Raw genomic sequence first — 20,731 nt, forward strand, 5'->3', positions numbered from 1 at the left:
GCGGCCGGACCAAACGGCAAATACTGCTTTGGGAGCACACATGACCTCCAGCACGAAACGGGAATCATTGCCCGGCGGCTTCCGCTGGTTTCAGCTCGCGATCGGCATCGTCTGCATGGCGATGATCGCCAACCTGCAATATGGCTGGACGCTGTTCGTCGATCCGATCGACGCGCAATTTCACTGGGGCCGTCCGGCGATCCAGCTCGCCTTCACGATCTTCGTGATGACCGAGACCTGGCTGGTGCCGGTGGAAGCCTGGTTCGTGGACAAATACGGCCCCCGCATCGTCATCATGTTCGGCGGGCTGATGATCGGACTGGCCTGGGTGCTGAACTCCTACGCCGCCTCCCTCGTCACGCTTTATGCCGCGGCTATCGTCGCCGGCATCGGCGCCGGGGCGGTTTACGGCACCTGCGTCGGCAACGCGCTGAAATGGTTTCCGGACCGGCGCGGCCTCGCAGCAGGCGCGACCGCAGCGGGATTCGGCGCCGGCGCGGCGCTCACCGTCGTGCCGATCGCTAACATGATTGCCACGAGCGGCTATCAGAGCACCTTCCTGACCTTCGGAATCGGGCAAGGCCTCATCGTTCTGCTGCTGGCTTGGTTCGTCCGCTCACCGCATGGCGTCGAGGCCCCCAGGAAAAAGCGTCACAATCTCCCCCAGAGCGCGATCGACTACACCCCGCCCCAGGTGCTGCGCACCCCGATCTTCTGGGTCATGTATCTGGTGTTCGTCATGGTGGCTTCCGGCGGGCTGATGACCGCAGCGCAGATCGGGCCGATCGCCCACGACTTCAAGATCGCCGATACGCCAGTCACCCTGGCGGGCTTCCAGATGGCGGCACTGACGTTCGCGATCTCGCTGGATCGTGTGTTCGACGGTTTCGGCCGTCCGTTCTTTGGCTGGGTCTCCGACAATATCGGCCGCGAGCACACGATGTTCATCGCGTTCGCGACGGCGGCGCTGATGTTGCTGACATTGTCCGCCTACGGCCATATTCCGGTCGTCTTCGTGCTGGCCACGGCGGTCTATTTCGGCGTGTTCGGCGAAATCTACAGTCTGTTCCCGGCCACCGCGGGCGACACCTTCGGCGCCAAATACGCCACCACCAACAATGGCATGCTCTACACCGCGAAGGGCACGGCGGCGCTGCTCGTGCCGCTTGCGAGCATCATCTCCACGCAGTTCGGCTGGCAGGCCGTGTTCATCGTCGCGGTTGCGCTCAACGCCACCGCGGCCCTGACCGCCCTGTTGCTGATCAAGCCGATGCGGCGCGCGTTCATTCTCGGCAGCGAGACGACCGCGAAGGCCGCGATCGCGCCTGCATCCGGCCGGAGCGCGGCGATTGAACACTGATTGGACCGACCTGCGCGCTCGGACTGCGCTCCGGAAGATCTTCGATGCGGCCGTCGCCAGCTGCGATCCAAAGCTGACCATTGCGCGCGCCTTGCCGGCAAAGCCGAAGGGGAGATGCATCGTCGTCGGCGCCGGCAAGGCTTCAGCAGCGATGGCGGCCGGCATCGACGCGGCCTGGCCGGATGTCGATCTTTCCGGTGTAGTGGTAACGCGTCACGGTCATGCCGTTCCCGCGGGCCGCATCGAGGTGCTCGAGGCGTCTCACCCGGTGCCGGACGACAGCAGCAAGGCCGCGGCCTTGCGCATGCTGCGTGCCGTCGAGGGGCTATCAGCTGATGATCTCGTCATCGCCCTGATGTCCGGCGGCGGCTCGGCCCTGATGACGCTGCCTGCATTCCCGATGACGCTTGCCGACAAGCAGGCGGTCAACCGGGCCCTGCTTGCCTGCGGTGCGACGATTGCCGAGATGAACGTGGTCCGCAAGCATCTGTCCGCGATCAAGGGCGGACGGCTGGCGTTGGCCGCCCGCCCCGCCCGCGTCACGACGCTGGTGATCTCGGATATCCCGGGGGACGATCCCGCGGCGATCGGCTCCGGCCCCTCGCTACCGGATCGCAGCACGAAGGCCGAAGCGCGAGAGATCGTGCGCCGGTTTGCAATCGACCTGCCGGAGGCCGCGCGGCTCGTGCTCGAGCAAGCCGACGAGACCCCAAAACCCGGCGAGATCGACGCTGATGTCCGCATCCTGGCCGCGCCGTCCCTCGCGCTCGAGGCTGCAGCCGGTGCGGCCCGGGATGCAGGTCTCAATCCGATCATTCTCGGTGATGCGATCGAAGGCGAGGCACGGGAACTCGGAACCGTGATGGCCGGCATCGCCCGCTCGGTCGCCGGGCATGCGCAGCCGGCCCCCGCCCCCGCGCTGCTGCTCTCCGGAGGAGAAACGACGGTGACGATCGGACGTGGGCCGGCGGGGCGCGGCGGCCGCAATACCGAGTTTTTGCTGGGACTTGTCATAGCGCTATCAGGTACGTCCGATATCTGGGCGATAGCCGGAGACAGCGATGGAATTGATGGAACGGAAGATGCGGCTGGCGCTTTGATCGGTCCTGACACGCTCAAGCGCGCGGCCGCGAGGGGCCTCGACGCGCGGGCCTATCTGGCGGCGCATGACAGCTACACCTTCTTCGACCGCCTTGGAGACCTCGTGCGCACCGGGCCAACGCTTACCAATGTCAACGATATCCGCGCCGTGCTAATTGCGTCCGGCAAGCCAGCAATGAGGTGACCCATGCGTCGTCATCGACGGGCCAAGATCGTCGCAACCGTCGGCCCCGCCAGCAGTTCCCCGGAGATGCTCAAGGCGCTGCTGCTGGCAGGCGTCGACACGTTCCGTCTGAACTTCAGCCACGGAACCCAGAGCGATCACGCCAGCATTCACGCCGCGATCCGCAAGCTGGAACAGGACGTCGGCCGTCCGATCGGCATTCTGATGGATCTCCAGGGTCCGAAGATCCGCGTCGGCACCTTGCGCGATGGAAAGTTCACCGTGGTGGCCGGCGAGACCATCCGGTTCGTGCTGTCCGGATCGGAGGGCGACCGAACCGCGATTCCGCTGCCGCATCGGGAGATCTTCGCGGCCGTCGCACCCGGCCACGACCTCCTGATCGACGACGGCAGGGTCCGGGTTCGCGTCGCCGGGCTGGGTGACGATTTCATCGAAGCCAGGGTCATCATCGGCGGCACGATCTCGAACCACAAGGGCGTCAATCTGCCGGGAACGGTGCTCGATCTGTCGCCGCTCACCGCGAAGGACCGCCTCGATCTGGAGTTCGGCCTGAAGCTCGGCGTGGATTGGGTCGCCCTGTCGTTCGTGCAGAAGCCCTCCGACATCATCGAGGCGCGAGCCCTGGTCGGGGACCGCGCCGGCCTGATGGCCAAGATCGAGAAGCCGGCTGCGCTCGACCGGATCGACGACATCATCCAGCTGTGCGACGCCATCATGGTTGCGCGGGGCGATCTCGGCGTCGAGATTCCGCATGAGGACGTGCCGGGGCGCCAGAAGGAGCTGGTGCGGGCCTGCCGGCTTGCGGTGAAGCCCGTGATCGTCGCCACGCAGATGCTGGACTCCATGGTCGCCGCGCCCACGCCGACCCGCGCGGAAGTCTCCGACGTTGCGACCGCGATCTATGACGGCGCGGACGCCGTGATGCTGTCGGCGGAATCCGCGACCGGCCGCTACCCGCGCGAGGCGGTCGAGATGATGGACCGCATCATCCGCAGCACGGAGCAGCACAAGATGTATCGCTCGATCGTCGAGGCGACCGAGCCCGGCGAAGAGCAGACGCCGCCGCATGCCGTCGCAACGGCCGCTGCCGACCTCGCCTCGGTGATTCACGCCGCGGCCATCGTGGCTTACACGTCGAGCGGCACCACCGCCGCGCGCGTCGCGCGCAAGCGGCCGAGCCTCCCGATCCTCGCCATCACCCCAAGCCGCGAAGTGTCGCGCCGCCTGTGCCTGCTCTGGGGGGCCCACAGCGTCCTGTCCGACGATATCGGCAGCTATGAGGAGATGGTGGAGCGCGCGACTGCATTCGCGCGTGCCGAGCAGTTTGCGTCGAGCCGGGACCTGCTGGTCGTCGTCGCCGGCATTCCCTTCGCGCAGGCGGGAACGACCAACAATCTGCGCGTGGTTTCGCTGCCCTGACAAGGCGATCGACGGCCGCTAGTCGAATTGGACCGGCTCCGATCCGGGATAGGAATGAGCGACGAACTCGCAGAACGCGCGAGCCGCCGGCGACAGCTTGGTCTTGTCCTTCCAGGCCAGCCCGACATCCATGGTGTGGACGTCGTCATCGAGCGTCTTGAGATCGATGCGGTGCCCTTCGAGCGACCAGGGACGGTAGACCATGTCCGACAGGACGGTGATTCCCATCCCGGTCGCGACCATGCTGCGGACCGCTTCGACCGACAGGGTGCGGAAGATGACGTTCGGCACGTGGGCCGTATGCTGCCAGTAGCGCATCGCTGAACGTTCGGCCTCATCGACGGTCAACATCAGATAGGGCTCGCTCGCCAGGTCTGCGAGCTTGATGCTGTCCTTGCGCAGCAGCGGATGATTGACGCACGTCCACAAGCGACGCGGCGAGCGCAACAACAGCCGCGAGCGAATCGAGTGCCGGTCGTGCAGATTGGCGATCAGCATGATCGCCGCATCGACGCTGCCGCTGATCAGGCTCTGCTCGATCGCATCGCGCTGAAACTCGTGCAGCCGGACCGTGATGCCCGGAAAGGTCCGCCAGAATCGCGTCAGCAGCGGCGGCAGGAAGTATCCGGCGACGGTGTAGCTCACGGCCACGTCGACGGTGCCGTCGACCTGGGTCCCCCAGCGATGCGGCCCCCTTATCGCGTCCGACACGCTCGCCTCGATCGCGCGCGCACGCTGCAAGAACTCGTGGCCGTCGAAGGTCAGCGTCACGCCATTGGAATGGCGGTCGAACAGCTTGCGGCCGAGCTCGGCCTCGAGGGCCTTGATCGACGAGGTGACGGCCGACTGCGTCACGCTCAGCGCGGCAGCGGCCGCCGAAACGCGTCCACTGTCCGCCGTCGCGATAAAATGCCGAACCTGACGGAACGTCAGAGACATAAAATTTTCCGATATCAGCGAACGATATTTCGAATTTTACAATCCCCCGACGGAACGGAAAGATCAATCCGTTGGGTGCGGGCGAAAAGGCGTTGAGATGATGGCGGACGGTTTGGAGTTGGTCGCGCGCGATGTCAGCGTCCAATTCGAAGGCCTGAAAGCGCTGTCCGACGTCACCCTGGCCGTGCCTCGGGGCCGCATCGTCGGGCTGATCGGCCCCAATGGGGCCGGCAAAACCACTCTTATCAATGTGCTGACCGGTTTTCAGCCTGTCGGCGCCGGCACCGTGGAGCTCGAAGGCGAAACGCTCAACGGCGTTGCAGCGCATTTGCTGCGACGCAAAGGCGTGGCCCGGACCTTCCAGTCAGGCCGGCTGTTCCGCGACCTGCCGGTCATGGACAACCTGGAAGTGACCGGCGTCGGCCTTGGTCAGCGACGGCCCGAAGCGATCGGCGAGGCCGAACGGGTGATGGCCTGGCTCGGCATTTCGCATCTTGCCAACACGATCGCGGGCGCACTGCCCTACACCGACGAACGGCGTGTGGCGATCGGCCGCGCCATCATGTGCACACCGCGATATCTGCTGCTCGACGAACCGGCGGCGGGCATGTCGGAGCTCGAGAGCCATGAGCTCGCCGCCATCATCCGCCGGATCGCGGGCGAGCTCAGTGTCGGCGTGCTGCTGATCGAGCACAATATCGGTCTCGTGCTCGAGCTCTGCGAGCGCATCTTCGTGCTCGATTCCGGCGAGGTCATCGAAGTTGGCCCCCCCGCGCAGATCCGCGACAGCGACGCCGTGCGGCACGCCTATATGGGCACGCAGCGCGACGAGTTGATTGCGCAGGTTGCCGCCGAAGCGGCCGTCGCGTCATGACCGCGCTCGCCGTCGACGACATCACGGTCAGCTATGGGCGCCTCACGGCGCTGCGCGGCGTGACATTGAAGGTCGACGAGGGCGAAATCCTGTTCGTGACCGGCCCGAATGGTGCCGGCAAGTCGACGCTGCTCAACACCATCGCCGGCGTCGTGCCGCCGGGCTCCGGATCCATCATGATCGACGGCGCGGAGATCACCGGCGCCGCGCCCGAGGACATCGCCCGGCGCGGATTCTCGCTGGTTCCGGAGGGACGCAACGTCTTCGGCGCGCTGACCATCGAGGAAAATCTGAAAGTCGGAACCGGCATGCGCGCCGACCGCAACAAGATCGCCGATGACCTGGATCAGGTCTACCGGGAATTCCCGATGCTGGCCGAGCGCCGCCACACCGCGGCGGGCATGCTGTCCGGCGGCCAGCAGCAGATGCTGGTGATCGGCCGCGCATTGATGGCCGCACCCCGCATCATGGCGATCGACGAGCCGTCGCTCGGTCTCGCGCCGAAGATCATCGACCAGGTCTACGAGATCCTGCTGCGACTGCGGGCCCAACGCAAGCTCACCCTCCTGATCGTCGAACAGAGCTCGACGCGCGCCCTGATGACCGGTGGGCGGATGATCCTGATCCGCGGCGGCCGCGTCGTGCTCGAGGGCCCCGCGGCCGACATGGTCAGGGACGATCGCCTGAAGCAATCCTATTTCGGCTTCGGAGATCATTGAGATGCGCGAGCTGCTCCAGATCATCTTCGATGCGCTGAGCCTCGGCAGCCTCTATGCCCTTGGCGCGCTCGGCATCGCCCTGATCTTCGGCGTCATGCGGCTCGTCAACTTCGCCCATGGCGATTTCATCGCATTTTGCGTCTTCGCCATGTTGTGGCCGTCGATCGACGCGGCAGCGATCGTCTTCGCCGGCCAGTTGCCGTTCTATCTGCTGATCCCGCTCCTGCTGGCGATCGGCGCCGCGCTGTCGATCCTGTCGGAGATCGTGGTGTTCCGCCGCTTCCGCAACGCCAATCCGGCGACGATGATGATCGCATCCTTCGCGCTCGGCTTCGTCATCCGCCATCTCCTGCTGATGCTGTTTTCGAGCCGGCCGAAGTCGATCACGCTGTGGCCGAGCCTCGGCCTGCCGGTCGAATTCCTCGGCGCCCACATCCCGATGCTTCAGGTCGTGACCATCATCATCACGCTGGCCGTGCTGGCGGTCCTTGTCCTGTTCCTCAAGCGTACCCGCTACGGGCTCGAAATGCGCGCCGCGGCCGATAATTTCACCATGGCGCGCATGCTCGGGGTCCGCGCCAACGGCGTGATCCTGCTGGCCTTCGCCATCAGCGGCATGCTGGCGGCCGCGATCGGCCTGATCCTGGCGACCAATTCCGGCACCGCCGACATCGGCATGGGCGCCAACGTGATGCTGATCGCGTTCATCGCGACCGTGATCGGCGGCCTCGGCAGCCTTCCCGGCGCCGTAGCCGCCGGATTCCTGATTGGCGCGGCCAGCGTCGTGTTCCAGGCGACCCTGCCGCATGACGCCCGCGTGTTCCGGGACGCTTTCGTCTACGGCGCCGTCATCGTCGTCCTGCTGGTGCGGCCGCAGGGCCTGTTCGCACCGAAATCCGCCAAGCAGAGGGTCTGATTGATGTCGCAGCGGCCGTCCGTCATCCGGCAAACGATCATCACGCCGATCGTGCTGATTGTGGCGCTGCTCATCATGGCCGCCCTCTCCTATCAATTCGGCAGCCGGGCGTTCAACCGCACCGTGGTCGAGATGTTCATCAACATCATGGTGGTGGTCGGGCTCTACGTCTTCGTCGGCAATTCGGGTCTGCTGTCGTTCGGCCACATCAGCTTCATGTGCCTCGGCGCCTATATGACCGCTTGGCTCACCATTCCGCCCGTCATGAAGTCGATCACCCTCAAGGGCTTGCCGGCGTGGCTGCTCCACACCCAGCTGCCGATGTGGGTGGCGACGCCGATCTCGGGCCTGTTCGCCGCGCTGTTCGCGCTGATCGTCGGGCGCGTCATCATGCGCCTGTCGGGCATTGCCGCCTCGATTGCGACCTTCGGCCTGCTCGGCGTCATCAACAACGTTTATTCGAACTGGGACTCGGTGACCGGCGGACAAGGCTCGATCGTCGGCATTCCGCCCACCATGAACGTCTGGACCGGATGGATCGGCGGCGCCGTGGCGATCGCGATCGCCTATCTCTATTCGATCTCGCGCTCGGGACTGGCGCTGCGCGCCACGCGCGACGAAGCAGTCGCAGCCAGCGCCTCCGGCATCGACATCGTCCGCGAGCGGCTGATCGCCTTCGTCGTCAGCGCCTTCATCATCGGGCTCGCCGGGGCGCTGTACGCGCACTTCCTCAGCATCGTCAATCCAGGCGCATTCTATCTGCGCACCACCTTCATCACGCTGTCGATGCTGGTGGTCGGCGGCATGTACAGTCTTAGCGGTGCCGTCTCGGGCGTGGTCGCGATCTCGGTGCTGATCGAGCTGTTCCGCGATCTCGAGAAGGGCATCAGCCTTGGCGGGCACACCGTCGGCTTGCCGAACGGGGTCCAGGAGATCGCGATCGGCATCATCACCATCGTGATCCTGATCTATCTGCCGACCGGATTGACCCGCAACCGGGAATTCTCCTGGCGCCGATGGCCGCTGCAGCGGCGCCTGACCCGGCCGGTCCAGACCGCACTGAAGGAACTGCACTGAGGCTCGTTTGTACAATTGGAGGAGTGGGGTTATGCGCTTTACGACATTAATCGGCATTCTGGCCGGAGCATCCGCGCTCTGGTTCACACCGGCGCAGGCGGCCGACGAGATCGTCGTCGGCTTTGCGACCGCGGCATCCGGATTCATGCAGGCCTATGACAAGCCGGCGCAGGACGCGGCGCTGATCCGGATCGACGAGATCAACAAGGCCGGCGGCCTGCTCGGCAAGAAGATCAAGCCCGTTTTTGCCGACACCAAGACCGATCAGGCCGAAGGCGCCAAGGCCGGCCTTGCGGTGCTCGACCAGGGCGCCGATCTCGTGATCGTCTCCTGCGACTACGATTTCGGCGCGCCGGCGGCGCTGCAGGCCCAGGCCGCCGGGAAGGTCTCCTTCTTCCTCTGCGCCGAATCGATCAAGGCCGGCATCCCCGGCGTCGGCCCGCTCTCGTTCTCGGCGTCGGTGCTCGCCCCGGTGCAGGGCGCGACCATGTCGGAATGGGCCTACACCAAGAAGAACGCGCGCAACTTCTATCGGCTGCTCGACAGCTGGACCGTGTACAACAAGGGCATCTGCGACGGCTTCGACTGGATGCTGCCGCGCCTGAAGGACGCCAAGCTGGTCGGCAGCGACACCTTCAAGAACGACGACGCCTCGATCGCCTCGCAGATCACGCGGATCAAGAGCCTGCCGCAGGAACCGGACGCGATCATGCTCTGCACGATGATGCCGGGCGCCGTCTCCGCCATCAAGCAGATCCGCGCCGCCGGCATCAAGTCGATGATCCTCAACGGCTCGGGCGTCGACGGCAGCTACTGGATGAACGCGGTTCCCGACCTCTCGAACTTCTATGTCCCGGTGCAGGGTTCGGTCTACGGCGACGATCCGAACGCGAAGGTCAACGAGTTCAACAAGAAGTACAAGGAGGTCACCGGCGGTGACCCGTCCAGCCAATACGTCTATCCGGGCTACGTGCTGATCGACGTCTGGGCCAAGGCGGTCGAGCGCGCCAAATCGACCGATGCTGCGGCCGTCGTGGCCGAGCTCGAGAAGATGAACAACGAGCCCACGCTGTTCGGGCCGCGCACCTTCACCAAGGACATCCACCACCAGAACCAGGGCCGTTACCTGATCGTCGACACCGAGGCCGGCAAGCCGAAAGTGGTCGACCAGTGGACGATCTCGGAAAAGATTCCGCTCGACTATCTGGTGTCGAAGTAACCGGCAAGCCCTGCCCGGGTGCGCCAGCCGCACCCCGGGCGGACTTGCCGCCGGTCAAAGCAAAGCCAGTTGGAAGGAAATCAGGAGATGGTCGTGATCAACTGCGACATGGGTGAGGCCTACGGCCTCTACAAGATGGGCGACGACAAGGCGTTGATGCCCCATATCGACGTCGCCAACGTCGCTTGCGGCTTTCATGCCTCCGACTTCAACCACATGCGCAAGACCGTGCAGCTTGCCAGGGAGTTCGGCGTCAAGGTCGGCGCGCATCCCTCGCTGCCGGATCTGCAGGGATTTGGCCGCCGCGAGATGAAGATCACCCGCGAGGAGCTGGCCAACTGCCTGCTCTATCAGATCGGCGCGCTCAAGGCGTTCCTGGATGCGGAAGGCATGCCGCTCAATCATATCAAGCCGCATGGCGCGCTCTACGGCATGGCGGCGCGCAACGAGGAGATCGCCGAGGCCGTGGCCGATGCCGCCGATGTCTACAAGGTGCCGCTGCTCGGCATGAAGGGCACGTTGCACCAGCAGGTCTACGAGCGGCGCGGCCACGCCTTCGTCGCCGAATATTATGCCGACCTCGACTACAATGGCGACGGCAGCCTGATCATCACGCGCGAGCACGAGGCGAAAGATCCGGCCGACGCCGCCAGCCGATGCGCCAGAGCCGTCAATGAAGGCAAGACGCGCACGGTGGCGGGAAACGATATCGTGGTCGGCGCCGATTCGATCTGCATCCACTCCGACACGCCGAACGCCGTCGCCATCGCGGAGGCGGTTCGCGAAGCGGTCCGTCCCTATCTCACTGCGCGCTGAGCTGTCGCGCCAACAACCAAGCAATCACCTCAAGAGGAAACCATGGCAACGCAGCAGATCTTCTCGCCGCTTCCGGGCATCTTTTACCGCAAGCCGGCGCCCGACAAGCCGGTCTACAAGGACGACGGCGACGTCGTCGCCGAGAGCGACACGATCGGGCTCATCGAGGTGATGAAATCGTTCAATGAGGTGAAGGCCGGCATCGCCGGCAAGATCGTCCGCTTCCTGGCCGAGAACGAGGACGCCGTGATGGCCGGCCAGCCGATCGCCGAAATCGACGTCTGACAAGCCATGGCGATCAAGAAGCTCCTCATAGCCAATCGCGGTGAGATCGCGGTGCGCATCATCCGCGCAGCGCGCGACCTCGGCATTGCGACCGTTCAGGTCTACAGCAAGGCCGACAAGGACTCGCTTGCGGTCAGGCTCGCCGACGAAGCGATCGATATCGGTCCGCCGCAAGCGTCGAAATCCTATCTCAATCAGGCGGCCATCCTCGCCGCGGCGCAAAACAGCCGCGCCGACGCCATCCATCCCGGCTACGGTTTCCTGGCCGAGAATGCCGAGTTCGCGGCCGCGGTCGAGGCGGCTGGACTGGTCTTCGTCGGGCCGACCGCGCAATCGATCCGGCTGATGGGCGACAAGGTCGCGGCGCGGGAGGCCGCGGCCTCGGCCGGCGTGCCGACCGTGCCCGGCAGCCAGGGGCGGCTGGAATCGGCGGAGGCGGCGTTCGCGCTGGTCGAGACAACCGGCTTCCCCGTGATGATCAAGGCTGCCGCCGGCGGCGGCGGACGCGGCATTCGCATCGCCCGGTCGGCCGAGGAATTCCATCATCTGATGCCGCAGGCGCAAGCCGAGGCACTCGCGGCTTTCGGCGATGGTGGGCTCTATGTCGAGAAGCTGATCGAAGGTGCGCGGCATATCGAGGTCCAGGTGCTCGGTGACGGCCGCGACGTGATCCATTGCTTCGAGCGCGAATGCTCGTTGCAGCGCCGCCGCCAGAAGGTCTGGGAAGAAGCCCCCTCGCCCTCGCTCACCCAGGCCGTGCGCGAAAAGCTCTGCACGTCGGCCGTGGCACTGGCCAAGGCGGTCAATTACCGTGGCGCCGGGACGCTCGAATATCTCTACGACGATAGAACTGGCGAGTTCTACTTCCTGGAGATGAACACCCGCATCCAGGTCGAGCATCCCGTGACGGAGATGGTCACGGGCATCGACCTCGTGCGCGAGATGATCCGGATCGCCGGCGGCGAGCCGTTGCGCATCCGACAGGACGAGGTGCGCGTCGGCGGCCATTCGATCGAGGTCCGGATCAATGCCGAGGATCCCGCGCGAAATTTCCTGCCCAATCCGGGCACGGTGAGCGGGCTCAGCGTGCCCAGCGGCGACGGCGTGCGCTTCGACAGCATGCTCTATCAGGGCTACACCGTGCCGCCGTTCTACGACAGCCTGCTCGGCAAGCTGATCGTGCATGACAGGGACCGGCCGAGCGCAATCAGAAAGCTCGAGCGCGCGCTCGCCGAGCTCAGCGTCGAAGGCATCTTCACGACAAAACCCCTGCATCAGGCACTGGCGCGCGACGCCGATGTGCAGGCCGGACGCTTCCATACGGCATGGCTCGAACCGTGGCTGGAGTCCCATGCCGCCACCCTCGCCACCGCTCCCCCGCCATCGCTCGCGAAGGTCACGTCATGACCATCAGAGAATCCGCCCCGTCAGCAACAGGAGGCCGCTAGTCATGCAAACCCGATTTTCCTTCGGCGGCGACGAGCACATCTTCGCCGAGGTCGGCGAAGCGATGTCGCTCGAGGCTTTCTTCAAGAGCCTCTTCATCACCAATGCGGTGCGCGACGCCAAGATCAAGGGCGTCACCGAGATCTGCCCGGCGAATGCGTCCTATCAAGTCAAGTTCGATCCCGATCAGATCAAGCCTGACGATCTGCTCGTCGAGCTGAAACGGCTGGACTCCGCATCCGAGAAGTCGGAGCCGGTGATCAAGACGCGGATCATCGAAATCCCGGTGCTGTACAACGATCCCTGGACGCACGAGACCCTGATGCGCTTCCGTGAGCGGCATCAGAATCCTGACGGTACCGACCTCGAATATGCCGCGCGGATCAACGGCCTCGACAGCGTCGATGCCTTCATCAAGGCGCATTCCAGCGCGCCATGGTTCGTCTCGATGGTCGGCTTCGTCGCCGGCCTGCCCTTCCTCTACCAGATGGTCGAGCGCAAGCGGCAGCTTCAGGCCCCGAAATATCTCCGCCCGCGCACCGACACGCCGAAACTCACCGTCGGGCATGGCGGCTGCTTCAGCTGCATCTACTCGGTGCGCGGCGCCGGCGGGTATCAGATGTTCGGCATCACGCCGATGCCGATCTATGATCCCAACCAGACCATCAGCTATTTGCGCGACTTCATGTGCCTGTTCAAGCCGGGCGACATCGTGAAGTGGAAGCCGATCGACCGCGCCGCCTATGACGCGGCGGTCGCCGACGTCGATGCCGGCCGTTTTGCTCCCGTAATCCGCGACGTCTCGTTCTCGCTGACCGAGTTCAATCGCGACGTTGATGCCTACAACAGCAAGCTCGATGGAGTTCTCCATGGCCATTAGGGTTTTGAAGCCGGGTCTTGCGACCACCGTGCAGGACCTCGGTCGTCCCGGCTATTATCACATCGGCATCCCGCTCTCCGGCGGCATGGACCGTCACGCGCTCGCCGCCGCCAATTTGCTGGTCGGCAACGAGGCAGGCGCCGCCGTCCTCGAAGCCGTGTTCATGGGACCCGAGCTCGAATTCACTGCCGACGCGACCGTCGCGGTCACCGGCGCGGAGCTGCCGCCGAAACTCGACGGCGAGCCGCGCGAGGGCTGGACCAGCTTCAAGGTCAAGCGCGGCCAGATTCTCTCGTTCGACTTCCTCAAGCAGGGCGCGCGCGGCTACATCGCGGTCGCCGGCGGCATCGATGTGCCGGTGGTGCTCGGATCGCGCTCGACCTACGCGCTCGGCGCGCTCGGCGGCTTCAAGGGCCGCAAGCTCGAGGCCGGCGATGAACTGCCGGTCGGCCATGCCGCCGCGACGGGCAAGGACGGCCGCACCGTCGCCAGGGATTTGCGTGGGCAACCGGCGGGGATGCCGACGGAGTTGCGCGCCATGCCCGGACTCTATTGGCACCGCATCACCGAGGCGGCCGGCAACGGCTTCTTCTCCGATACCTGGAAGGTCGCGCCGGAAGCGGACCGCATCGGCTATCGCTTCAAGGGCGGCAAGCCGCTCGAATTTGTGCCACGCGAACCGCCCTTCGGGGCCGGCTCCGACCCGTCCAACATCACCGATGCCTGCTATCCCTATGGCTCGATCCAGGTTCCCGGCGGTACCGAGCCGATCGTGCTGCATCGTGACGCAGTCTCCGGTGGCGGCTACTTCATGGTCGGCACCGTCATCGCCGCGGACATGGATCTGATCGGCCAGCTTCAGCCCAACACGCCGGTGAAGTTCGTCAAGGTCGACATGAGCCAGGCGCTGGCGGCCCGCAAAAGCCGGTCGGAGTTGCTCGGCAGGTTGCACAGCGCACTGGCATAGTCGCCGGTCGTCTGCCCATTCGACAAGGACCGCGGCCGCCGATCCGGTGGCCGGGCCTGCATATCCACGCATCGCGCCGTCGGTTGCGGCCCCTCATGTCCGGAATCGGCGTCACCTTGCACTCTCCGACTGTCGGCACGGGAGTTGCAAAGAATATCGCCGGGCTGAGGAACACCGCTCATGGGTTAGGCAACATCGGAACAACCGCGATGTCCGTTTCTCTGAAACAAATCCGCTACTTTGTCGCCGCCGCCGAGACCGGGCGGATCAGCCAGGCGGCGATCGACCTCAACGTCTCGCAATCCGCGGTCACCGCGGCCATTCAGCAGCTCGAAGCGACCGTCTGCGCCCGGCTGCTGGAACGCACGCCGAACGGCGTGACCGTCACCATGGAGGGCAGCCGCTTCCTGTCCCAGGGCCGTCAAATCCTCGCCACTGTCGCCGAAGCGGTGCGCAGCACGCAGATGTCCGCCGGGCCCCTGTTCGGCACGATCCGCATCGGCGTCACCTACACCGTGTCGGGCTACTTTCTGCCGCGCCACCAGATGCGCTTCCAGGCAAGCTTCCCCGGCATCACGATCGAGCTGTTCGAGGCGCCGCGCGACGTGCTTGAACGGGCGCTGGTCGATGGCGCGCTTGATCTTGCGGTGATGCTGGTCTCGAACCTGCGCGACAATACAAAACTCAGCAGCGAGACGTTGCTGCGCTCGCCGCGCCGGCTTTGGCTTGCACCGGAGCATCCGCTGACCCGCGCCGAGCGGGTTCATCTCGCCGAGATCGCGACCTATCCCTACGTCATGCTCACCGTCGACGAAGCCAAGCACACTTCGATGCGTTATTGGAGCAACGCCGCGCTCGAACCAAAGACCGTGTTCCGGACCTCCTCGGTCGAAGCCGTGCGTTCCATGGTCGCAGGCGGCATGGGCATCGCCATTCTCTCCGACCTGATCTACCGGCCGTGGTCACTGGAAGGACAGCGGATCGAGACCCGCATCGTCGAAGACGAGGTGCCCAGCATGGACATCGGCCTGGCCTGGCGTCGCGACACCAGGCCATCGGAAGCCGCGATGGCGTTCCGCGACTTCATGCGTTTTGCGGTGGCAGGCGTCGGGCCGGCCCGGCCTCCCGTCAGCGTCGATCATCGGCATCAGGCCGAGGAGGCAATCGAAATCTAGAATATCTGGTTCCGTTTTATTCGACTTGACGCGGTCCGGCTGTCCTCGCCACACTTTGGCCGGGACGCGACGACCGGAGGCACAGCCGGCGGCGGGGAGTGAGACATGCAAGTCACCTACACGACCAACGACATCCCGTTGCAGAGCCGCCGCCAGTACTGGCAGGAGGTCGTCTCGAAGACGTACTACTCGCTCGACCTGCGCTTCCCGAGCACGCGCGACTTCAACGCGCGCCTCGGCGCCTGGTCGATGGGTCCGCTCTCGGTCTCGCGAAACATCGCCAACGGCCTGCTGTACAAGCGCCATGAGCGGCATCTGCTGAGCGAGCGGGAGGAATCCTTCCTGATCACGGTGCCCGAACTTGCCGAAATCCGTTTCGAGCAGGACGGCAAGGTCGTGCACTGCAGGCCGGGCGCGTTCCTGATCGAGCGCAGCCACCTGCCCTACGAGTTCAGCCATCAGGACCCGACGGCGCTGTGGTGTCTGAAGATCCCGAGCGCCGTGCTGCGCGCCCGTATTTCCCGCCCCGAACGTCTCGCCACGCTGCAATTCGATGCCAGCCGCAGCGTCGGGGCACTGTTCGTCGATACGCTGCGGCTCTCCGCCGAGCGCATCGAGGAAATGGACGAGACGGCGCGCGCGATGATGGGCAAGCACCTCATCGAATTGCTCGCGATGGCCATCGAATCCGACGACCGCGTGCTGACCGGCCACTCCTCCTCGGTGCGCAACGGCCATCTGCTGCGCTGCGAGCAATTCATCCGTGCCCGCCTCGACGACATGCGGCTGACGCCGCAGATGATCGCCGATGGCTGTGGCATCTCGCTGCGCTACCTGCACCAGATCTTCGAGGGTGAGGGTCTGACCGTCTGCGCCTACATCCGCAACCAGCGGCTGTCGATGTGCGACGCCCTGCTGCGCGATGCGAGCTGCCGCAAGAGCATTTCGGAAATCGCCTATCAATGTGGCTTTGCCGACCAGGCACAGTTCAGCCGCAACTATCGCGGCCGGTTCGGTTGCACCCCGAGCGAAGCGCGCGCGACGTCGCGCGCCGTCAACAGCTGAACCCGGTATCGGTACCGCAGCGACCTGATCCCCGACCTGATCGCTTCATCTGATCGTTGACCTGACTGCTTCTTGGGCAGCCCGCCGCCGCTCCGGGCAGGCATGGCGGTTCGCTCTCTCGCACAAATCTTCCTGCACTCAGCGTCAAGAAGGCGGGCCGCCGTTCTGCCTAAGATCGGCGAAACGCTTGTTCGAAAGGAAGACGCATGGTGCAGACCCTTCGTGTGGCCGTCGACGTCGGCGGCACCTTCACCGACATCTGCATCATGGACGAGACGACCGGTCGCGTCCGCATCGAGAAGACCTCCTCGACGCGCGATCCGATCGAAGGGATCATGGGCGGCGTCTCCAAGGCGGGAATCGATCTCTCCAAGGTCGCGCTGTTCTCGCACGGCACCACGATTGCCACCAACGCCCTGATCACGCGCCGCCTGCCCCGCACCGCCGTGGTCACGACCAAGGGGTTCCGCGACGTCATCGAGATCCGGCGCGCCAACAAGGAAGACCTCTGGGACACCTACAAGGACGTTGTCCGGCCCTATGTGCCGCGGCGCGACCGCCTCACCGTTCCCGAGCGGGTCGATGCCGGCGGCAAGGTGATCGAGCCGCTAGACGTCGAAGCCGCGCGCGACGTTGCCCGCATTCTCAAGCGCCGCGGCGTCGCAGCCGTCGCCGTCTGCTTCATGAACGCCTATCTCAACGGCGCCAATGAGCGCGCCATGCGCGACATCCTGCTGGCGGAGATGCCCGACATTCCGGTGTCGATCTCCTCGCAGGTGCTTCCCGAGATCTTCGAGCATGAGCGGTTCTCGACCACGGTCGCCAATGCCGTCGTCAGCCCGGTGGTCGTCAACTACACGAGCCGGCTCGGCGAACGGCTCGCCGATGAAGGCTATACCCGCGATCTGCTGCTGCTGCACACCGGCGGCGGCGTCATGACGCCGGCCAGCGTGAAGGATTTTGCCGCCCGCCTCGCCGGCTCCGGCATCGCCGCCGGCGCCATCGCCAGCCGCCATATCGCGGGCCTGTGCGGTTTCCCCAATTCGATCGGCCTCGACATGGGCGGCACGTCCACCGACGTGTCGCTGGCCTATGAGGGGCAGTCGCGGATCACCAAGGACTGGCACATCGAATTCGGCTATCCGATCCGCTTCGCCTCGATCGAGGTGCTCACCATCGGTGCCGGCGGCGGCTCGCTGGCCTGGACGGATCCAGCCGGCTCGCTGCGCAACGGCCCGCAATCGGCCGGCGCCCACCCCGGACCGGCCTGCTACGGCAACGGCAACACGCAGCCGACCAACACCGACGCCAATGTGACGCTGGGCCGGCTCGGCACCGACCTCGCCGGCGGCAAGGTGAAGCTCGACCCCGCATTGGCCGAGCAGGCGGTCGAAGACGGCGTTGCAAAGCCGTTCGGCCTCGGCCTGCATGAAGCCGCGGACGCGATCGTCAAGGTCGCCAATGCCAACATGTCGGATGCGGTGCGGCTGATCTCGATCAGCCGCGGCTATGATCCGCGCGACTTTGCGCTGGTGGCATTTGGCGGTGCCGGCGCGCTGCATGGCGTCGATGTCGCGCGCGAGCTGGCGATTCCCGTCGTGATCGTGCCGCTCAATCCCGGCGTGACCTCGGCGCTCGGATGCCTGCTCGTCGACATGCAGCACGATTTCTCGCAGAGCTGCATGGTCGACGCCGCGGAGGCCGACGCTGCCGAGATCGAGGCGCAGTTCGCGGAGCTTGAGACGGCAGCCCTTGCGCGGCTGACGCATGAGGGCGTCGCGCAGACGGACATCGTGCTGCAGCGGACGATCGACATGATGTATCGCGGCCAATGGCGGTCGCTCGCCGTGAACGCGCCACGGCCGATCGGCGCGATTGCCGATCTGGTGCAGAGCTTCCACGCCGAGCACCACCGCGAATACAATTTCCGCCGCGACAGCGCGCCGGTCAGCTTCTTCCGCCTCAACCTGAAGGCGGTCGGCGTGGTTCCGAAGGCTGAATTCGCCGTTCACGAGCCGACCGGGACTAGCCCCGAACCGGTCGGCCGCCGCAGGGTCTGGTTCGACGGCAGCGGGCTCGATACGCCCGTCTATCAGCGCGACGACCTGCCCTGCGGCTTCTCCTTCCAGGGCCCCGCGATCATCGAACAGGTCGATGCCACGACCGTCGTGCCGCCCGGAGCCAGCGCCGAGGTCGACAAATATCTCAACATCATCATCCGCGTGAAGGAGTGAACCATGACCGGAGCCCTTCCGCTCGATCCCGTCACCTTCGAGGTGCTGAAGAATTCCTTCATCACCAGCGTCGACCAGATGGGCGAGCAGGTCTTAAGGACCTGCTACTCCTTCGTGATCTACAACCGCGACTTCTCGAGCGCGCTGCACGACGCCAATGGCGAATGCGCGGCGCAAGGCAACCAGGATATCGCCGTCCATGTCGGCACCCTGCATTTCACCTGCAAGGACGTCATGCGCCATTTCGAAGGCGACATGCATGAGGGCGACGTGTTCGCGATCAATGATCCCTATGCCGGCGGCACGCACTTTTCCGACGTGCGGCTGATCCGTCCGATCTTTGCCGACGGCAAGATCATCGCCTTCAGCCAGTCCAACGGGCACTGGTCGGACGTCGGCGGAAGCGTGCCGGGATCGTTCGACGTCGCCGCCCGCGAGATGTTCCGCGAGGGCCTGCGCATCACACCGGTCCGCCTGTTCGACAAGAATGGCCTGCGCAAGGACGTCGCGCATCTGATCGCCTCCAACACCCGCGATCCGGCCTCGATCATCGGCGATATCCAGGCCCAGGCCGAAGCGACCGCCGTGTGCGAACGCGAGATCCTGCGCCTGGTCGGCAAATACGGCCGCGACACCGTCGAGACCGGACTTGCCGCCGTCCAGGACTATGTCGAGCGCTCGGCGCGCCAGCGCATCGCAGCGCTGCCTGACGGCGAATGGGAAACCGTCGACTTCATCGACCGCGATCCGGCCGGCGGCGAAGGCATGATCCCGATCCGCATCAAGATGACGATCAAGGGTGACCGCGCGATCTACGACTTCACCGGCAGCCATCCGACCATCGGCTCGATCTACAACTCGGCGTTCGGCGCAACCTTCTCGGCTGTCGCCGCCGGCATGAAGACCTTCTTCCCCGACCTGCCGCTCAATTCCGGCTTCTACCGCTGCTTCGAGATCATCGCGCCCGAAGGCTCGATCGTCGATGCCAAATGGCCGATCGCAGTCACCGGCTTCCTGATGCCGTTCGAGAAGATCATGAACTCGATCTACGAGATGTGGTCGAAGCTGATGCCGGAGCGCGCGCTCGCCTGCGCCTTCAATCTCGAATATCTGCTCACCGGCGGTCTCGATGCTCGGAGCCCCGACAAGCCGATCTTCATGTTCTACGACTGGCTGCCCGGCGGCTGGGGCGGACGCAACGGCAAGGACGGCAGCAATGTCACGACCGCCTGCTTCGGCACCGGCCTGATGTCGCAGCCGGTCGAAGGCCAGGAGCGCGCCAACCCGATCCTGACCACCGAATGCGAGATCCTGAAGGACTCGCCCGGCCCCGGCAAATGGCGCGGCGGCGCCGGCGTGGTCAAGACGTCGCGAATGCTCCAGGCCGAGAAGACCGTGATCTCCTATATCTGCGACCGCGAGCGCGCCATCGTGTGGGGCATCGAAGGTGGCCTGCCATCCATGCCGCACGGCCTGACCCTGAGGCGCGCCGGCAGCGCGGCGGAGGAGCGGCTCGGCTCGATCTTCTCGGATGTCCCGATCGGCGAAGGCGACGTCTTCTCGCGCCCGACCGCCGGCGGCGGCGGCTTCGGCGACCCGCTGGAGCGCGATCCGAATCTGGTGATCGAGGATATCAAGGACGACTATGTCTCGGTCGAGCGCGCCGCCAAGGACTACGGCGTCGTGGTGCACACCATCGACGCCGAGCTCTGCAGTTACGAGGTCGACAAGGTCGCGACCGAGGCGCTCCGTCGCAAGATCCGCTCCGAACGCGTGGCCAATGTCCGGCTCGATCCGGAGGTCGTGGCGCAGCGTTACCGCAACGGAGCGATCAATGCGCTCGACGTGATCCGCAGTCACGCCGTGATCCTCGACTGGGGCACCGGCGCCCTGCTTCCCGAATCCACCCGCCAATTCCGCGAAGCCTTCGAGCGGCGCTCGGTCGCGATGTGGAAGGCGGGCTGATCGTCATCGGAATTCGCTCCGCCCGCAGGCGGAGCGGTCGGTGCGCCAAAGAGGACTCCGAGCCGTCATCTCACCCCTTTCATTCAAACC

The 20,731-nt window shown here is 65.3% G+C and carries 18 protein-coding genes; 17 read left to right on the plus strand and 1 reads right to left on the minus strand.

All coding sequences use genetic code 11. The features are described from left to right. Nucleotides 1–40: 40 nt before the first annotated feature. The 3 genes from oxlT to pyk are packed head-to-tail and all read left to right on the plus strand — an operon-like array spanning nucleotide 41 to nucleotide 4,064. On the plus strand, nucleotides 41–1,360 hold the full coding sequence (gene oxlT, locus BRSPCE3_RS02465; RefSeq protein ID WP_244064052.1) for an oxalate/formate MFS antiporter: 1,320 nt from the start codon (nucleotides 41–43) through the stop codon (nucleotides 1,358–1,360). Further along, on the plus strand, nucleotides 1,350–2,645 hold the full coding sequence (locus BRSPCE3_RS02470) for a glycerate kinase (RefSeq protein ID WP_244064053.1): 1,296 nt from the start codon (nucleotides 1,350–1,352) through the stop codon (nucleotides 2,643–2,645). Before oxlT ends, BRSPCE3_RS02470 begins: the two co-directional genes overlap by 11 nt. Before the next feature lie 3 nt (nucleotides 2,646–2,648). Continuing rightward, nucleotides 2,649–4,064, plus strand: a complete 1,416-nt coding sequence (gene pyk / locus BRSPCE3_RS02475) for a pyruvate kinase (RefSeq protein WP_244064054.1) — start codon at nucleotides 2,649–2,651, stop codon at nucleotides 4,062–4,064. 18 nt (nucleotides 4,065–4,082) lie between these two features. Here the strand turns inward: pyk and BRSPCE3_RS02480 are convergent, their stop codons facing one another. Continuing rightward, nucleotides 4,083–5,003, minus strand: coding sequence for a LysR substrate-binding domain-containing protein (locus tag BRSPCE3_RS02480; protein WP_244064055.1), 921 nt, complete (start codon nucleotides 5,001–5,003; stop codon nucleotides 4,083–4,085). A gap of 97 nt (nucleotides 5,004–5,100) precedes the next feature. Here BRSPCE3_RS02480 and BRSPCE3_RS02485 point away from each other — a divergent pair, with 97 nt between their 5' ends. From BRSPCE3_RS02485 to BRSPCE3_RS02550, 14 genes are all read left to right on the plus strand, one after another. Further along, entirely contained in the window at nucleotides 5,101–5,877 is a 777-nt protein-coding gene (locus BRSPCE3_RS02485) for an ABC transporter ATP-binding protein (protein WP_244064056.1), read from the plus strand. Then, a complete protein-coding gene (locus BRSPCE3_RS02490; protein ID WP_244064057.1) occupies nucleotides 5,874–6,596 on the plus strand; it encodes an ABC transporter ATP-binding protein in 723 nt (240 codons plus the stop codon). Before BRSPCE3_RS02485 ends, BRSPCE3_RS02490 begins: the two co-directional genes overlap by 4 nt. Nucleotide 6,597: 1 nt before the next feature. Further along, the gene (locus BRSPCE3_RS02495) at nucleotides 6,598–7,512 is read left to right on the plus strand and encodes a branched-chain amino acid ABC transporter permease (protein ID WP_244064058.1); all 915 of its coding nucleotides are present in this window, start codon (nucleotides 6,598–6,600) and stop codon (nucleotides 7,510–7,512) included. A 3-nt stretch (nucleotides 7,513–7,515) separates the two neighbouring features. After that, nucleotides 7,516–8,589 carry a branched-chain amino acid ABC transporter permease gene (locus tag BRSPCE3_RS02500; RefSeq protein ID WP_244064059.1) on the plus strand — a complete coding sequence of 358 codons (1,074 nt, stop codon included), beginning with the start codon at nucleotides 7,516–7,518 and terminating at the stop codon, nucleotides 8,587–8,589. A 31-nt stretch (nucleotides 8,590–8,620) separates the two neighbouring features. After that, entirely contained in the window at nucleotides 8,621–9,808 is a 1,188-nt protein-coding gene (locus BRSPCE3_RS02505) for an ABC transporter substrate-binding protein (protein WP_244064060.1), read from the plus strand. Nucleotides 9,809–9,895: 87 nt separating this feature from the next. Further along, on the plus strand, nucleotides 9,896–10,624 hold the full coding sequence (pxpA, locus tag BRSPCE3_RS02510; RefSeq protein WP_244064062.1) for a 5-oxoprolinase subunit PxpA: 729 nt from the start codon (nucleotides 9,896–9,898) through the stop codon (nucleotides 10,622–10,624). Between the two features lie 42 nt (nucleotides 10,625–10,666). Then, a complete protein-coding gene (locus BRSPCE3_RS02515; protein WP_244064064.1) occupies nucleotides 10,667–10,909 on the plus strand; it encodes an acetyl-CoA carboxylase in 243 nt (80 codons plus the stop codon). 6 nt (nucleotides 10,910–10,915) lie between these two features. Next, a complete protein-coding gene (locus BRSPCE3_RS02520; protein ID WP_244064066.1) occupies nucleotides 10,916–12,316 on the plus strand; it encodes an acetyl-CoA carboxylase biotin carboxylase subunit in 1,401 nt (466 codons plus the stop codon). Nucleotides 12,317–12,359: 43 nt separating this feature from the next. Next, complete coding sequence (locus tag BRSPCE3_RS02525; RefSeq protein WP_244064067.1) at nucleotides 12,360–13,235, plus strand: allophanate hydrolase subunit 1; 876 nt, start codon at nucleotides 12,360–12,362, stop codon at nucleotides 13,233–13,235. Further along, the gene (locus BRSPCE3_RS02530; RefSeq protein WP_244064069.1) at nucleotides 13,225–14,202 is read left to right on the plus strand and encodes a biotin-dependent carboxyltransferase family protein; all 978 of its coding nucleotides are present in this window, start codon (nucleotides 13,225–13,227) and stop codon (nucleotides 14,200–14,202) included. The genes BRSPCE3_RS02525 and BRSPCE3_RS02530 overlap by 11 nt, the downstream gene beginning before the upstream one ends. Before the next feature lie 209 nt (nucleotides 14,203–14,411). Then, on the plus strand, nucleotides 14,412–15,377 hold the full coding sequence (locus BRSPCE3_RS02535) for a LysR family transcriptional regulator (RefSeq protein ID WP_244064070.1): 966 nt from the start codon (nucleotides 14,412–14,414) through the stop codon (nucleotides 15,375–15,377). A gap of 105 nt (nucleotides 15,378–15,482) precedes the next feature. Continuing rightward, a complete protein-coding gene (locus BRSPCE3_RS02540) occupies nucleotides 15,483–16,442 on the plus strand; it encodes a helix-turn-helix domain-containing protein (RefSeq protein ID WP_244064071.1) in 960 nt (319 codons plus the stop codon). Between the two features lie 209 nt (nucleotides 16,443–16,651). Further along, on the plus strand, nucleotides 16,652–18,676 hold the full coding sequence (locus BRSPCE3_RS02545) for a hydantoinase/oxoprolinase family protein (RefSeq protein WP_309296294.1): 2,025 nt from the start codon (nucleotides 16,652–16,654) through the stop codon (nucleotides 18,674–18,676). A gap of 3 nt (nucleotides 18,677–18,679) precedes the next feature. Then, nucleotides 18,680–20,641: a hydantoinase B/oxoprolinase family protein gene (locus tag BRSPCE3_RS02550; protein ID WP_244064073.1), complete on the plus strand. Its 1,962-nt coding sequence runs from the start codon at nucleotides 18,680–18,682 to the stop codon at nucleotides 20,639–20,641. Nucleotides 20,642–20,731 lie beyond the last annotated feature (90 nt).

The sequence above is a fragment of the Bradyrhizobium sp. Ce-3 genome (assembly GCF_022835695.1).
Classification (GTDB): domain Bacteria; phylum Pseudomonadota; class Alphaproteobacteria; order Rhizobiales; family Xanthobacteraceae; genus Bradyrhizobium.